General features: G+C 63.0%; 14 protein-coding genes and 1 tRNA gene. 5 read left to right on the forward strand and 10 right to left on the reverse strand.

Features of this window, described 5'->3' with window-relative positions:
* Nucleotides 1-84 precede the first annotated feature (84 nt).
* The 7 genes from ACQ4W4_RS26575 to dkgB all read right to left on the reverse strand — a co-directional run bounded on the left by ACQ4W4_RS26575 (nucleotide 85) and on the right by dkgB (nucleotide 7,529).
* Nucleotides 85-693 carry a nucleotidyltransferase family protein gene (locus ACQ4W4_RS26575; protein WP_436544509.1) on the reverse strand — a complete coding sequence of 203 codons (609 nt, stop codon included), beginning with the start codon at nucleotides 691-693 and terminating at the stop codon, nucleotides 85-87.
* Nucleotides 694-706: 13 nt separating this feature from the next.
* Entirely contained in the window at nucleotides 707-2,980 is a 2,274-nt protein-coding gene (locus ACQ4W4_RS26580) for a xanthine dehydrogenase family protein molybdopterin-binding subunit (RefSeq protein WP_436544510.1), read from the reverse strand.
* Nucleotides 2,981-2,990: 10 nt separating this feature from the next.
* Entirely contained in the window at nucleotides 2,991-3,449 is a 459-nt protein-coding gene (locus ACQ4W4_RS26585; protein ID WP_034753534.1) for a (2Fe-2S)-binding protein, read from the reverse strand.
* 131 nt (nucleotides 3,450-3,580) lie between these two features.
* Nucleotides 3,581-4,297 (reverse strand): DsbC family protein, encoded by a 717-nt coding sequence (locus ACQ4W4_RS26590; protein WP_282408207.1) that lies wholly within the window; start codon nucleotides 4,295-4,297, stop codon nucleotides 3,581-3,583.
* Nucleotides 4,298-4,468: 171 nt separating this feature from the next.
* Complete coding sequence (locus tag ACQ4W4_RS26595) at nucleotides 4,469-5,707, reverse strand: FAD-dependent monooxygenase (RefSeq protein ID WP_436544511.1); 1,239 nt, start codon at nucleotides 5,705-5,707, stop codon at nucleotides 4,469-4,471.
* Nucleotides 5,708-5,773: 66 nt separating this feature from the next.
* Nucleotides 5,774-6,703, reverse strand: a complete 930-nt coding sequence (locus ACQ4W4_RS26600; RefSeq protein WP_436544512.1) for an LLM class oxidoreductase — start codon at nucleotides 6,701-6,703, stop codon at nucleotides 5,774-5,776.
* Between the two features lies 1 nt (nucleotide 6,704).
* Nucleotides 6,705-7,529, reverse strand: a complete 825-nt coding sequence (gene dkgB / locus ACQ4W4_RS26605) for a 2,5-didehydrogluconate reductase DkgB (protein ID WP_436544513.1) — start codon at nucleotides 7,527-7,529, stop codon at nucleotides 6,705-6,707.
* Between the two features lie 186 nt (nucleotides 7,530-7,715).
* Here dkgB and ACQ4W4_RS26610 point away from each other — a divergent pair.
* The 3 genes from ACQ4W4_RS26610 to ACQ4W4_RS26620 all read left to right on the forward strand — a co-directional run bounded on the left by ACQ4W4_RS26610 (nucleotide 7,716) and on the right by ACQ4W4_RS26620 (nucleotide 9,659).
* A tRNA-Phe gene (locus tag ACQ4W4_RS26610) sits at nucleotides 7,716-7,791 on the forward strand.
* Between the two features lie 256 nt (nucleotides 7,792-8,047).
* Nucleotides 8,048-9,193 carry an ImmA/IrrE family metallo-endopeptidase gene (locus tag ACQ4W4_RS26615; protein ID WP_436544539.1) on the forward strand — a complete coding sequence of 382 codons (1,146 nt, stop codon included), beginning with the start codon at nucleotides 8,048-8,050 and terminating at the stop codon, nucleotides 9,191-9,193.
* Nucleotides 9,180-9,659, forward strand: coding sequence for a DUF4411 family protein (locus ACQ4W4_RS26620; protein ID WP_436544514.1), 480 nt, complete (start codon nucleotides 9,180-9,182; stop codon nucleotides 9,657-9,659). The genes ACQ4W4_RS26615 and ACQ4W4_RS26620 overlap by 14 nt, the downstream gene beginning before the upstream one ends.
* A gap of 49 nt (nucleotides 9,660-9,708) precedes the next feature.
* On the opposite strand, the gene ACQ4W4_RS26625 is transcribed toward ACQ4W4_RS26620, so the two are convergent.
* The gene (locus ACQ4W4_RS26625; protein WP_070223805.1) at nucleotides 9,709-10,248 is read right to left on the reverse strand and encodes a DUF2058 domain-containing protein; all 540 of its coding nucleotides are present in this window, start codon (nucleotides 10,246-10,248) and stop codon (nucleotides 9,709-9,711) included.
* Between the two features lie 264 nt (nucleotides 10,249-10,512).
* Here ACQ4W4_RS26625 and ACQ4W4_RS26630 point away from each other — a divergent pair, with 264 nt between their 5' ends.
* Complete coding sequence (locus tag ACQ4W4_RS26630; RefSeq protein WP_436544515.1) at nucleotides 10,513-10,818, forward strand: PsiF family protein; 306 nt, start codon at nucleotides 10,513-10,515, stop codon at nucleotides 10,816-10,818.
* 50 nt (nucleotides 10,819-10,868) lie between these two features.
* Here the strand turns inward: ACQ4W4_RS26630 and ACQ4W4_RS26635 are convergent, their stop codons facing one another.
* Both ACQ4W4_RS26635 and ptsJ read right to left on the reverse strand, forming a co-directional pair.
* Entirely contained in the window at nucleotides 10,869-11,588 is a 720-nt protein-coding gene (locus ACQ4W4_RS26635; RefSeq protein WP_436544516.1) for a glutamine amidotransferase-related protein, read from the reverse strand.
* Nucleotides 11,589-11,621: 33 nt separating this feature from the next.
* On the reverse strand, nucleotides 11,622-12,923 hold the full coding sequence (ptsJ, locus tag ACQ4W4_RS26640) for a MocR-like B6 salvage transcription factor PtsJ (RefSeq protein WP_436544540.1): 1,302 nt from the start codon (nucleotides 12,921-12,923) through the stop codon (nucleotides 11,622-11,624).
* Between the two features lie 81 nt (nucleotides 12,924-13,004).
* On the opposite strand from ptsJ, the gene ACQ4W4_RS26645 reads away from it, so the two are divergent.
* Nucleotides 13,005-13,811, forward strand: coding sequence for a YggS family pyridoxal phosphate-dependent enzyme (locus ACQ4W4_RS26645; RefSeq protein ID WP_436544517.1), 807 nt, complete (start codon nucleotides 13,005-13,007; stop codon nucleotides 13,809-13,811).
* Nucleotides 13,812-13,902: the final 91 nt, after the last annotated feature.

The following is a 13,902-nucleotide window of genomic DNA, read 5'->3' on the forward strand; positions in this document are numbered from 1 at the left end:
GCCGCTTGCCTTGGCTCCCGCCTTGGCGGTGATTTTTTGAATCGGTGCTTTCTTCATGTTTTCCTCGTGTCTGGCATGGATATTCTACAATCGCCCGGGTGCGCCAGGCACCGGCGACAAATCATCAGGTGTATCAATATCGCGCAAGATGCCGCTGTCGTCCACTGCCACTTCGCACACGGCATGGCTGCTGACGATGCTGCGCGCGCCCTGGTCGCCATCGAGCGCCAGCAGCAGCGGCAAGTGAAAGGCGCTGAATGCGACAGGATTGCCGCGCCGTCCCTGGAACACGGGCACGGCGATGTGCGCACCAGCGCCGATGGCTTGCGACAAGGCGGCGATTGTAGCCGCTTCCACGAAAGGCATGTCGCCCAGGGCGATCAGCCAGCCCGGCGCGCCGCGCACATGATCGATGGCGCAGGTAAGCGACGCCGCCATGCCCGTGTCGGCATCATGGCAGACGCGTACCTCGCAGCCCAGCGCTCCGAGTGTGCGCGCCACCTGCGTATCGTCGGCGCGCACCACGGCCAGCACGCGCGGCAAGGCCGCCAGCATGGATTTTGCGGCCGCCGCCACTACCGGCAAGCCCGCATGCGGGCCCTCGGCCAGCGGCTGCAATAATTTGTTCTGTACGCCGGAAGGATCGAACCTGCGTCCCCTTCCGGCTGCCAGCAAGATGCCGACCGTACTCAAAAAACCGCTGCCGTCATGCGGCCGCCAGGTCGAACGGCAGCTTGCGCAGGCGCTTGCCCGTCAGGGCGAACAGCGCGTTGGCGAAGGCGGGCGCCAGCGGCGGCACGCCCGGTTCGCCCATGCCCGTCGGCGCATCGCCCGACGGCACCAGGTGCACCTCGATCACCGGCATGTCGGGCATGCGCGGCACGGGGTAGTCGCCGAAGTTCTGCTGCTCCACCACGCCATCCTTGAGCGTGATGGACGCGCCGGGTATCGTCATGCCCAGCGCCATCAGCGCGGCGCCCTGCACTTGCGCCTCGATCGTCAAGGGGTTGACGGCCAGGTTGCAATGCACGCCCGCCCATACCTGGTGCAGCTTGGGCGCGCCCGCCACCACGGACGCTGTCACCACGTAGGCGACGACAGAGTTGAACGACTCGTGCATGGCCACGCCCCAGGCCTGCCCTTTCGGCAGCTTCTTCTTGCCATAGCCGGACTTGGCCACGGCCAGGTCCAGCGCGGCGATGTGGCGCGTGTGCCTGGCGTCGATCAGCTGCTTGCGGTAGGCGACGGGATCCATCTTCGCCACGTGCGCCGCTTCGTCGATCAGGGTTTCCATGACAAAGGCCGTATGCGTCGAGCCGACGGAGCGCCACCACAACACGGGCACGTTCGCCTTGGCCGTGTGCACCGACAGTTTCATCGGCAGAGTGTACGGCTCGCCCATGCCTTCGACCATGGTGCCGTCGACGCCATTTTTCACCATGAAGGCCTCAAAGGGCGTGCCGGCCATGATGGACTGGCCCACGATGGTGTGGTCCCAGGCGAGGATCTTGCCTTTGGCGTCTAGGCCGATCTGCGCGCGGTGCACGTGCGACGGCCGGTAGTAGCCGCCCTTGATGTCATCCTCGCGGCTCCACATCAGCTTCAACGGGCCGCTCTTGCCCGCAGCCCGGTACGCCTTGGCGACGTTGACGGCTTCGACCACGTAGTCGGACGAGGGCACGGCGCGCCGGCCGAAGCCGCCGCCGGCCATCATCGTGTGCAGGGTCACCTGCTCCGGTTTCAGGCCGGAGGTGGCGGCAATCGCCGCCTGGTCGCCCGTCTGGAATTGCGAGCCCACCCACATCGTGCATTTGTCGGCCTGCAGGTCGACGACGCAGTTGAGCGGCTCCATCGGCGCGTGCGCCAGATAGGGGAATTCGTAGACGGCTTCGATCTTCTTCGGCGCCTTGGCCAGTGCGGCGACGTCGAAGGCGCGCGCCACCGTGCCCGGCGTCTTGGCCAGCGCCTTGAAGGCAGCCAGTTGCTTGTCACTGCTGACCTTTTCCACGGCGCTCGTATCCCACTCGATCGCCAGCGCATCGCGCCCCTGTTTGGCGGGCCAGTAGCCGTCGGCGATGACGGCCACGCCGCTGCCGCCACGGTCGGTCTTCACTTCCAGCACCTCCAGCACGCCCTTGATGGCCTTGGCCTTGCTGGCGTCGAACTTCGCTACTTTCGCGCCAAACACGGGCGGACGCGCCACCATGGCCACCTTCGCGCCTGGCGGCTTGAAGTCGATGCCGAACTGCTGTTTTCCCGTGGACTTGGCTGCCGCATCCAGGCGTTTCACTGGTTTGCCGATGATGGAAAATTCGCGCGGGTCCTTCAGCTTGACGGTGGCAGGCACGCTCTGGCGCATGGCCGCGTCGGCAAACTCGCCGTAGGTCGCCTTTTGTCCGCCGGGGCCATACAGCACGCCCTTGGCGGCGCGCACCTGCTCGGGATTGACCTTCCACTGCGCGGCGGCGGCGCCCACCAGCATGGCGCGCGCCTTGGCGCCGATTTCGCGGTACTGCGTGAACGAATGGGCGATGCTGCCCGAGCCGCCCGTCATCTGCATACCGTAGGCGGCGTCCTTGTACTGCTCGCCGGCGGGCGCCAGCGCGCCGTGCACCAGGCTCCAGTCGGCGTCGAGTTCCTCGGCGATCAGCATGGGCAAGCTCGTTTGCACGCCCTGGCCGAATTCCAGCCGGTTCACCTGCACCGTCACCGTGTTATCGGAGGCGATGTGCAAGAAGGCATTCGGCGCATACACGGGCTTGGCGGGAGCGGCATCGGCCGCCTGCGCCAGCTTGCCAGCGCCGGGCAGGAAAAAGCCCAGCATCAAGCCGCCGCCGGCCACCGCGCCGGCCTTCATGAAACCGCGCCGCGAGACGCCATCGGCCGCGCCAACCACAGCCACCGGCGCCGATGCCAGCGCCGCGCCCAGGGTCACGCCGCCATGCTGCAGTGCTTCCTGATTCAACCATTCGATACGCATGTCGCTCTCCTCAGGCCAGGGTCTTGGCCGCGTCCTTGATGGCCGCGCGGATCCGTTGATAGGTGCCACAGCGGCAGATATTGCCGCTCATGGCGCCGTCGATGTCGGCATCGCTGGGCGCCTTGTTGGTGCGCAGCAGCGCCGTGGCGCTCATCACCTGGCCGCTTTGACAGTAGCCGCATTGCGGCACGTCGTGGCGCACCCATGCCGCCTGCACGGCCTTGCCCACCTGGTCGTTTTCCATCGCTTCGATGGTGGTGATCTTTTGCGCGCCCACCGAGGAAATCGGCGTGATGCACGAGCGGATCGGCTGGCCATCGAGGTGCACCGTGCAGGCGCCGCACAGGGCCGCGCCGCAGCCGAACTTGGTGCCCGTCATGTTCAGGTTATCGCGCAGCGCCCACAGGATGGGCGTGGAAGGATCGGCGTCGACCTGCGTGTCGCGTCCGTTGATATTCAAGGTAATCATCTGCTGCTTCCCCTCTTTTGGATTGTTATGGCATCTACGAACTACACTTGATGATACGACAGCGGAAAAAACGCAAAAAAAAGCGCGCCTTGCGAGGGCGCGCCGTCCAGCCTTCCTGGCGACAGCCCGGATTACTTAATGGTCGAGAATTTCTGTTCCAGCGTCTTCGCATCGACCGCGCCCGGAATGCGGCTGCCGTCGGCAAAGAAGATGGCTGGCGTGCCCGAGACGCGCAATTGCTGGCCCAGCGCCAGGATTTTTTCATGCGGATTGGCGCACGTGGCGGCGACCGTGGCTGGCGCCTTGCCGTTCAACATCCAGTCATCCCAGGCCTTGTTGCGGTCGGGTGCGCACCAGACATTGCGCGACTTGACGATGGAGTCCGGCGACAGGATGTTGTACATGAAAGTGTAGACGGTGACGTTGTCGATTTCCTTCAGCGCGTTCTGGCGGAAACGCTTGCAATAGCCGCAGTTCGGATCTTCGAACACGGCGATCACGCGCTTGCCATTGCCCTTGACGGTTTTCATGGCCGAATCGAGCGGCAGGTCGGAGAACTTGATGCGGTTGACTTCGTCCAGGCGCACCTTGGTCAGGTCTTGCGACGTCTTGGCGTCGAAGACGTGGCCCACGAACAGGTATTGCGCGGCCTTGTCCGTGTACAGGATGTCGCCGCCCGTGCGCACTTCGTACAGGCCGCCGTACGGGGTTTCCTTGACCGAATCGACCTTGGCGCCTTCGCCCAGGCGCGGTTCGATCAGCTTCTTGATGCTCGCTTCCGTCGGCGTTTCCGCGCCGGCGCACGACATCATCAGGCCCGAGGCCATCAGCAAGGCGATTTTGCTCATGCTTCCGTTCATTGTTATCACTATCACTTCTCCACTTGAAACGCCCGGCGGGACTGGCCTCTGGCCCGGCGTCGTTATCTCTTCGACAAAACGATCGCCGCAGACCAGCTGCGGCGACCTTGAATTTTCACTGCTGCCATTATCCGGCGATATCTTAAGATACGCTGATATTTACGGATGTCCCAATGCGTGCGCAATCATTTTTCGCTTCAGCGCAGGTAATTTATCCAACAAGTTTAATCCCAAATTGCGAACCACGCGCAACGGCTCCAGATCGGCGCCAAATAACCGCGCCAGGCCGTCGGTGGCCAGCTGCATCAGCAGCACGTCTTCCTTGCGCGCGCGGGCATAGCGGGCCAGCACGCGTTCGTCGCCGATACCGCGGTGCGCCTCGCGTTCGGCGATCGTCTTGACAAGCTGCGCCACATCGGCAAAACCCAGATTCATGCCGTGGCCGGCCATCGGGTGCACCACGTGGGCGGCGTCGCCGACCAGGGCCACGCGCGGCGCCACCATGGCGTGCGGGCGCATCAGGGTCAGCGGGAACGCGCGCACCAGTTCCGGCTGCAGCGGCGTGAGTTTACCCAGTTTGTCGTGGCAATACACGGCCAGGCGCGCGGCCAGGGCGTCGGCCGATTCGGCCATGAGGGTATCGGCCAGCGCATCGGGCGCCGACCAGACGAGAGAAACGCGGTCGCCCGGCAGCGGCAGCAGCGCGACGATGCCTTCGCTGCCAGTGAACCACTGGTGGGCCGCGCCATGGTGCGGCTTTTCGCAGGCGAAGTTGCTGACCACGCCGCGCTGGCCGTAGGAGCGGTAATCGAGACCGATGTCGCACTGGCCGCGCACCCACGATTGGGCGCCGTCCGCACCCACCACCAGCGCGCAGGTGATGGTGTCGCCGCCATCGAGGTGCACGATGGCCGAGTCGTCCGTCCATTCCAGGCGGCTGGCGCGGCCCTGCACCACGCTGACGTTCGGCGCGAATTTCAGGGCGGCGTCCAATGCCTGACCCAGGTTGCGGTCTTCGATGATCCACGCCAGCGTGCCCACATGGGCGCCGTAGGCGTCGAAACCGAGTCCGCCCGCCTGGGCGCCGTCGCCGTTGACCAACATGGCGTCGACGGGCGCCACCCTGTCGGCCTCCAGGGCGCCCCACACCTTCAGCGACGACAGCAGCTGGTGCGCCGTGTGATTGAGCGCAAACACGCGCACGTCCCAGCTGGCTTCCACCGGCTTGGCGGCGGAAGCGGTTGTGGGAGGACTCACCGGGGATAACAGGGTGACGCTTTGTCCTGCCTGGGCAAACGCCAGCGCCGTGGTTTTCGCGATGGCGCCGTTGCCGACGATACAAACGTCGCTGTGGCTGTGCATGAAGCGCCGCATGGTAGGGGGAGTGGGACTGTTCATGCGGCCATTATAGCGTTTGCCCCACCCTTTTCAGATAGTCCGGAAGTACTGGACGCGTGCCCCAGATCAAGCGGCGCCATGAAATACGGGCAGCACGTGGTCCGCGATCTCCTGCATCGTCTCGGCCAGCGGACGGCGGTTCTGCCGCAGTTGCAAGCCGATGTGCCGCACGCCGGCGTCGCGCATGGCCTGCAATTCCGCGATCAGGCCGTCGCGCCCCGTGCGGCCGCCGAAGCGGAAGCGCTGCAGCGGCAAGTGCGGATCTTCATCCAGGTCCAGGTGGATGAAGCTGACATACGGCTTGTTCTCTCCGGCCACGGCGCGCCATTGCGCCGCGCGCCGCGCATGGTCGTCCGGCGTGCCCGGATAGGCGAGCCAGCCATCCATCTGCGCGCCGATCCAGGCGGGCGACTGCTGCGCCAGCCCCGCCACCAGCAGCGGCAAGGGCGCGGCCGGCTTGGGCAGCAGCCGGATGCCGGGCGGCAGGCGTATATCTCCCCAGTCGCGCAGCATGGCGACCTGTTCGCGGAACGCGGCGCCGCGCTGGTCGAAATCGAGGCCAAAGACGGGATACTCGACAGGCCGGTCGCCGCTGGCCACGCCCAGCAGCAAACGCCCGCCGCTCAGCTGGTCGACACTGGCCGCCGCCTTCAAGGTCAATACGGGCTCGCGCAGCGGCAGCACCACGGCGGCCGTGCCCAGCAGGATGTTCTCCGTGATGCCGGCCAGGTAGCCGAGGTAGGTAAACACCTCGAAGACCTGGGCCGCGTCGCCGAATGACGGGTCGTACAGGGGCACGTCGCGCAGCCACAGGGCGCGGAAACCCAGGCGGTCGGCCAGCCTTGCCAGCGCCGCGTGCTGCTTCAGGTCAGGCTCGCCCGGCACGCGGCCGGACGCCGCATTCGCCTGGCGCCCCGTGGACGACCAGTCATTATCGAGCGGCAGTTCCAGGCCGATGCTGAAACCGCCCTGCCCCAGCTTCGTCATGGCGCCCATCTCAATCCCACTGCGGCGCCAGGCCGTCCGGGTTGGCCAGGCGTTCGCCCCGTTCCAGGGTGGCCATCTGCGCCATCTCGTCCGGTGACAGGGTGAGGCGCTGGAAATGCAGGTTCGCTTCCAGGTTGGCGCGTTTGGTCGACGACGGAATCACGGCAAAGCCCTGCTGCAGCGACCAGCTCAAGGCCACCTGCGCCGGCGTCACGCCGTGCTTCGCGGCGATGGCCGCGATCACGGGATCGGCCACCACCTTGCCATACGCGAGCGGCATATAGGCCGTGATGTGGATGCCCTGGCTGCGCGCGAAATCGATGACGATGCGGTTTTGCAGGAAGGGGTGGATTTCGACCTGCTGCGTGGCGATTTCCGCCGCTCCCACCGTGTCGATGGCTTGCCGCAGCTGCGCATTCGTGAAATTCGATACGCCGATGGCCCTGGTCAGTCCCTGCGCCTTGGCTTCCGCCAGCGCCGCCATGTAGTCGGCCACGGGAATGGCGTCCTGCGGCGACGGCCAGTGGATCAGGGTCAGGTCCAGTTGCTCCAGCTGCAGCTTGTGCAGGCTGTCCTTCAGGCTGGGAATGAGTTTGTCGCGCCGCAGATTGTCGATCCAGATCTTGGTGGTGACGAACAGCGCGTCGCGCGGGACGGCGCTGGCGGCGATCGCCTGGCCCACCTCGGCTTCATTGCCGTAGATTTGCGCCGTGTCGATATGGCGGTAGCCGACGTCGAGGCCCGTGGTGACGGAATCGATGACGACCTGGCCTTGCAGGCGAAAAGTGCCCAGGCCGATTTCAGGGATGGCGGTGTGTGGGGTAGTCGTGTTCATGCGGCAGTCCTCTCAAGTCAATGTCGATGGCCACACTATGCGCCCATCCTTTGTTGAGAAAAATACCGTTGATATCAAATCATATTTGACCCACAAGCAAGTAAAGCCATGCCCATGCAGGAAATCGGGGAAAAGTCGCAGCCGGCTCTTGCATTCGCGTTTTGGTCTGCTATAATTCGCCACCTTGGCCTGGTAGCTCAGTCGGTAGAGCAGAGGATTGAAAATCCTTGTGTCGGTGGTTCGATTCCGCCCCGGGCCACCAAGAATAAGTTTTACGTTCAAAAACGCCACCTTCGGGTGGCGTTTTTGTTTGTGGCGTTGACATTTCAACTGAAGCCTGACCTACCTCTGGTACCTATACGGCATGCGCCGCTATGATGTAACCGGTACACCATCAACTCTTGTTGACTCAAAATGCTGTACGACCATCAACTTCGAAGACTCATCACGGATGGGACGATACAGGAGCGCACTGACGGCCGGACACCACCCTGACATGTATGTATAATTTACCCACAATGGAACGACTTCATTCGATCAATGCGTCTCGAATAGCTTGGTGCTGCGCTGACCACGGCATGACTATTGACGAACTTGCGGCTGAGGTCAATATCACGCCAAATAGCATGGATCGCCTCATGAATGGCGGAGGCTTGACGTTCGCTCAGCTGAATAAAATTGCTGAATATTTTGGACGAGGAGTATTATTTTTTCTCGAACCAGGTCCAGCAATTGAAGAGCAAGTGCATACCTTGGCCTTCCGCACACTTGCGAACCAAAAGCCTGAGCTGACAACAAAGCTAAAGAAATTCATCGAACGCGTAGAACACCAGCGTTCGGTTTACTTAAGCTTGCGTGACGAACTGAGCAATCAAGATTTGCCAATTTTCGCACCACCAGATATCCCCCTCGACAACCCGCGTGAAGCGGCAAAAATTGCAAGAAACTGGTTGCAATTAAATGCCACCAATACGTTTGACACATATCGCGATGCTGTCGAGGCGCGGGGAATTCTCGTATTCCTTAGCAATGGATACAATGGCAAGTGGCAGATTGCGAAAGAAAATCCAATTCTCGGTTTTGCGCTATACGATCCCGAGTGCCCCGTCATTGTGGTCAAGAAGCAGCAATGGCATCCGCAACAATCATTTACGCTCATGCATGAACTGGGGCATCTCCTGTTACACAAAGCAAGTTCAATCGATGACGAAGATGATATGCATTCGCACCGCGGCTTCGAACGTGATGCAAACGCATTCGCAGGACATATGCTGGTACCGGACGAATTTCTGGCCAGAATCGATGATGCGACTCGCCCAGCCAACGCGTCAGAATTCGATACCTGGTTGTCGCGGGAGCGCAAAGCATGGGGAGTCAGTGCCGAAGTTATTTTACGACGATTGCTTGATAGCGGACGACTACAACAACATCAATATACGGCTTACCGTGAATGGCGATCCAATTTGATTTTTCCAGAAGGCGACGGTGGATCGCGGGCCTACCGACATCGAGAACCCAAACATATTTTTGGTGACACATTTGTTCGCACAGTATTAAATGCCCTCAGCGGTCGCCATATTACCCTTTCGAAAGCTAGCAGCTATCTCGACGGTTTAAAACTTAACGATCTGCATCAACTGGAACGTTACTATGCAGGTGTTTGACGCATCCGCTATTGTCTACGCTTGGGACAACTATCCCTTAGTCCAGTTTCCTGGCATGTGGCGATGGATGGCAGACAAATTAGTCGATCACACTATCACAATGCCCCATGTGGCATTGTCTGAAGTAGGACATGTTGCACCTGAGTGCGCACGGTGGCTCGAAGACAACAGCTTAAATACACTTCCCATTAGCGACGCCATTCTTCAAGATGCCGTACGCATTAAAAATTTACTTGGAATCATCGGCGATCAATACGGCGGCGGTGTAGACGAGAATGATCTAATGATTATCGCTACCGCGCGCGCTGCTCAGGCACGCCTGATTTCCAATGAGGCGGTACAGCCCGGTCGCCCCAAGTTAATGGCAAATTATAAAATTCCAGCAGTATGCGCACTGCCAGAAGTTAGGGTGAATTGCATCACCTTCGTGGAATTCGTCAAGCAATCCCAAGTCGTTTTCGGCTAACAATCCCCCTATCACCCGCTCTCGCGGCTCAGAACTGCAGCGTCATCGCTTACCACATCAAATCATCGGGAATCTGGAACGCCGCATACGGATCATCCTCGTCCACCTGCGTGCTGGCTTGCTTGACGCGCACGACGATGGCGGGGTCGCGTTCGGCGATCTTGTCGGCGATGATGCGCGGCACCAGTTCCACGGCGCCGCCCAGGCAGACGATCACCAGGCGGCCCGCCACCAGGTGGGCTTGCACGGCGGCCGTCACGTAGATGCGCTCGATCTTGTTATTGAACGTGAAGTTATACGGCACGTCGCCGTTGTTGCCCTTGCTCTGGCGGTTCTTTTGCACCATTTGCGCGATCTGCGCCACGATGGCTTTCTGGTTGGCGGCCGCGTCGCGCTGGGCGTTCAGTTCGCGCGCGCGTTCCGCGTTCTTGCGCTGGGTCTCGAGCGCGGCCAGGCGCACCTCGTCGACGCTTTGCGTGCCGCTCTTGCGCTCGTCCTTTTTCTGCTTGCTCTTGTCCTGGTTGGCCAGCTTGACCTTCTTCTTGTCGACCAGGCCGGCCTTTAAAAACTGCTCTTGCAACGAGACCATAACTACTCCGTGTTGAGGGTGCGCCGGCCAAGGCAGCGGCATCGGCCGGTGGAAAGACGCTAGCATAGCAAAAAACAGGGCCCCTGCCGCCGCAACATGGCTGCCCGGGCCGGCTGGCGGGCGCCTTCTGCCTGCCAGTAACAAAAAGACACACTCGAGTGGAAATTTTGTTGATAAATGTCATATAGTTAGTTACGTTCTGCATATCGGCTTCACTGCCGGTTGCATGCCCCCTTCCACTGACTGCGTCTACAAGGATTTGCCATGAAACAATTAATCGCCCTCTGCATCGCCGCCGTGTTTGCCGGCACCGCCTTTGCCGCCGCACCGGAAGCGGCGCCCGTCGCCAAGACGGCGCAACAGTCAAAAATGACCACCTGCAATGCGGATGCCGCCGGCAAGAAAGGCGATGAGCGCAAGGCCTTCATGAAGGAATGCCTGAGCGCCAAGCCGGCGCCGGCCATGACGCAGCAAAACAAGATGAAGGCCTGCAATGCCGACGCCAAGGACATGAAGGGCGATGCCCGCAAGGCCTTCATGAAAGAATGCCTGAGCGCGCCGAAGAAATAAGCGCCTCGCCTGCCCGCCCCACAACGCCAGCCTCACGCTGGCGTTTTTTTTCACCGCGAGGCGTACGCCTGCATGAGCCGGTCCAGGAAAACAAACAGCTTGTCGTTCATGGCTTGCCAGTCGTGGCTGCGCAGGACCGCTGGCGGCTGCACGAAGCGGTGCGACTCCAACGCGGCCAGCTCCGTTTCTGACGCGGCGATCAGCAGCTCGATCACTTCCGGCGTGAATTCAATATGGCACTGAAAGCCGTATACCAGATTGCCGTATTCGATGATCTGGCGCGGACACCCCTCGCTATAGGCGATGACCTTCGCGTCGTCCGTCAAGCCCGGCATGTCGCTGTGCCAATGCCCTGTCTCCAGCACATCGCCGAAATGGGCGAACTTGCCGCTCGCCTGCCCTTCCGCCGTCAGCATGACGGGGAACTTGCCGATCTCCTTTTCAGGGCTGTGCGCATGCGGTGCACCCAGGGCCGCGCCGATCAGCTGCGCGCCCAGGCAGACGCCGACGACCGCCTTGCCCGCGGCGGCACATGCGGCAATCAGGGCCTGTTCGGCGGCGGCGTCGAAATGCGGACATTCCTCGCGCGTCGTCGACGGCGACTGCGGCCCGCCCATGACGACCAGCAGGTCGATGTCCGCGATGGAACGGGGCAGCGGCTCATGGGCATAAACGCGGGAATACGTGGCCGCGTAGCCGCGCTCGCGCACCCATGTCTCATAGGCGCCCGGCGCCTCGAACGCTTCATGCACGATGAAATGGACTTTCATGCTGTTTCCTTTCTGTGACGAGGAATTAAAAAACTAGGGCCGGCCCAGCACCTGGGCCAGCACGACGGCGAACGCCTGCGCGCCCGCGTCATCCATGGTCGACACGGTGATCCGCAATCCCTGCGCCGGGGCCTGCACGCCGAACGCTTCGCCGCCGCGCACCAGCCAGCCATGCCGGGCCAGCGCCAGCACGGCCGCCTGGCTGCCGCCCGGCAGCGGCAGCCACAGGTTCAGTCCATCGGCAGGGCCGGCGACGGCCAGGCCTTGCGCCGCCAGCGCCGCCGCCAGAATGCCGCGGCGGCGCGCATAGTCTGCGCGGGCCAGGCCCACCTGCGCCAGCACTTCGGGCGACGACAGGCAGGCGCTGACGGCGTCCTGCAAGAGATGGCTGACCCAGTTCGTGCCGGGCGCCAGGCGCAGGCGCAGGCGCCGGGCCGTCTGCCCGTCGCTGGCGACGACGGCCAGGCGCAGGTCGGGGCCGAAGATCTTGGACACCGAGCGGATCAGCGCCCAGCGCCGGGCCGCAGGGGGAATCACATCCTGGTAGCCGGCGGCGGACAGCAGCGAGAAATGGTCGTCAACGATGACCAGCACGTGCGGGTAAGCGGCCAGCACCGCGCGCAGCTGATCCGCGCGCGCCGCGCTCAGGCTGCATCCGGTCGGATTGTGCGCGCGCGGCGTCACGATGACGGCTTGCGCGCCTTGCGCCAGTGCCCGTTCCAGCGCCCCGGCCTGCATCCCCTCGGCATCGACCGCCACGCCAACGGCATGCAGCCCGGCGATGCGCAAGGTGTTGATGCTGCTGACGAAGCACGGGTCTTCCACGGCCACCTTGTCGCCCGCGACCAGGTACGCCGCCAGCAGGCGCTCGACCGCATCGACCGCCCCATTCGTCAGGGTGATGTCGTGCTCTTTCGGGCAATCGCCGGCCAGCCATTGCCGCGCCAGGACTTCCAGCGCCGGGTCCAGCGTGGCCTCGCCATACAGGCGCGGGCGGTATGGCTTGCGCGCCAGGGCCGCGCCGACATCGGGCAGCCAGGCAAGGTTCGGATTGCCGCCGCCCAGGTCGGCCAGCGGCGAGCCGGGCAGCAGTCCTTCCTGCTCGCCGGGATCGCGCTGGGCGCGGATGGCCGTGCCCAGGCGTCCTTGCGTGACCGCGATCCCGGCAGTCACCAGACGCTGGTACGCCAGCGACACGGTATTGCGATTGACGCCCAAGGTCGCGGCCAGGTCGCGCACGGTCGGCAGCGCCTGGCCCGGCAGCAATTCGCCCGCCTGCGTCAGCCCGCGGATGCTGTCGAACAGTTGCGACGCGGTCTTCCCTGTCATCTTCACGATAGTCTCAGACATGATATATTTTGGCATAGGACAATGATACATCAATCCGGCACCTCGTGCCGCCAACGAGACTGACATATGAACCATGACACTCCCCTGCTCACTCCCACCATGCACGCGCAGCATGGACGCTGGCCGCAAGCCGTATCGGTGGACGACTTCCGCCGCAACCTGGCGGCGGTGCATGCACGCATGGCCGCCGCATGCCAGCGGGTTGGCCGCGATCCTGCCGGCGTGCGCCTGCTGCCCGTCAGCAAGACCAAGCCCGAGGCCAGCCTGCGCCTGGCCTACGCCGCAGGTTGCCGCATGCTGGGAGAAAACAAACCGCAGGAAGCGGGCCGCAAGTGGGAAGCGATGGCGGACCTGGCCGACCTGCAATGGTCGGTGATCGGCCATTTGCAGACCAACAAGGCCAAGCTGGTGGCGCGCTTCGCCAGCGAGTTCCAGGCGCTCGACAGCCTGCGCGTGGCAGAGGCGTTGGAACGGCGGCTGCAAGCGGAAGGGCGTGGACTCGATGTGTTCGTGCAAGTGAACACCTCGGGAGAAGCCAGCAAGTACGGCTTGCCGCCGGACGAGGTGGCCGCTTTCCTGCGCGAGCTGCCCGCCTTCCCCGCGCTGCGGGTACGCGGACTCATGACATTGGCGCTGCTGTCGGCGGAAGCGGCGCGCGTGCGTCGCTGCTTCGTGCTGCTGCGCGAACTGCGCGACCGGCTGCGCCAGGACGCCCCGGATGGCATCGGCCTCGACGAGCTGTCGATGGGCATGTCCGGCGATTACGAAATCGCCATTGAAGAAGGCGCCACCGTCGTGCGGGTGGGCCAGGCCATCTTCGGCGCGCGGGACACGCCGGACAGCCACTACTGGCCGGCGGCGCAAACGCCGTAGGCGGCCCGATGGCCCCGCAGGTGGTCGTGGAGTCAACCATGTCGAATGATCAAGATGACATGCAGAAAGATAGCGCGTAATATTTTTATCA

The sequence above is a fragment of the Janthinobacterium glycogeni genome, assembly GCF_051380725.1.
Classification (GTDB): domain Bacteria; phylum Pseudomonadota; class Gammaproteobacteria; order Burkholderiales; family Burkholderiaceae_D; genus Janthinobacterium.

What these genes read in the sequence shown, in the direction of transcription:
- ACQ4W4_RS26580 (WP_436544510.1), bottom strand. Translation starts at nt 2,980, where the DNA reads ATGCGTATCGAATGGTTGAATCAGGAAGCACTGCAGCATGGCGGCGTG.
- ACQ4W4_RS26585 (WP_034753534.1), bottom strand. Translation starts at nt 3,449, where the DNA reads ATGATTACCTTGAATATCAACGGACGCGACACGCAGGTCGACGCCGAT.
- ACQ4W4_RS26590 (WP_282408207.1), bottom strand. Translation starts at nt 4,297, where the DNA reads ATGAGCAAAATCGCCTTGCTGATGGCCTCGGGCCTGATGATGTCGTGC.
- ACQ4W4_RS26595 (WP_436544511.1), bottom strand. Translation starts at nt 5,707, where the DNA reads ATGAACAGTCCCACTCCCCCTACCATGCGGCGCTTCATGCACAGCCAC.
- ACQ4W4_RS26600 (WP_436544512.1), bottom strand. Translation starts at nt 6,703, where the DNA reads ATGGGCGCCATGACGAAGCTGGGGCAGGGCGGTTTCAGCATCGGCCTG.
- dkgB (WP_436544513.1), bottom strand. Translation starts at nt 7,529, where the DNA reads ATGAACACGACTACCCCACACACCGCCATCCCTGAAATCGGCCTGGGC.
- ACQ4W4_RS26615 (WP_436544539.1), top strand. Translation starts at nt 8,048, where the DNA reads ATGGAACGACTTCATTCGATCAATGCGTCTCGAATAGCTTGGTGCTGC.
- ACQ4W4_RS26620 (WP_436544514.1), top strand. Translation starts at nt 9,180, where the DNA reads ATGCAGGTGTTTGACGCATCCGCTATTGTCTACGCTTGGGACAACTAT.
- ACQ4W4_RS26625 (WP_070223805.1), bottom strand. Translation starts at nt 10,248, where the DNA reads ATGGTCTCGTTGCAAGAGCAGTTTTTAAAGGCCGGCCTGGTCGACAAG.
- ACQ4W4_RS26630 (WP_436544515.1), top strand. Translation starts at nt 10,513, where the DNA reads ATGAAACAATTAATCGCCCTCTGCATCGCCGCCGTGTTTGCCGGCACC.
- ACQ4W4_RS26635 (WP_436544516.1), bottom strand. Translation starts at nt 11,588, where the DNA reads ATGAAAGTCCATTTCATCGTGCATGAAGCGTTCGAGGCGCCGGGCGCC.
- ACQ4W4_RS26645 (WP_436544517.1), top strand. Translation starts at nt 13,005, where the DNA reads ATGAACCATGACACTCCCCTGCTCACTCCCACCATGCACGCGCAGCAT.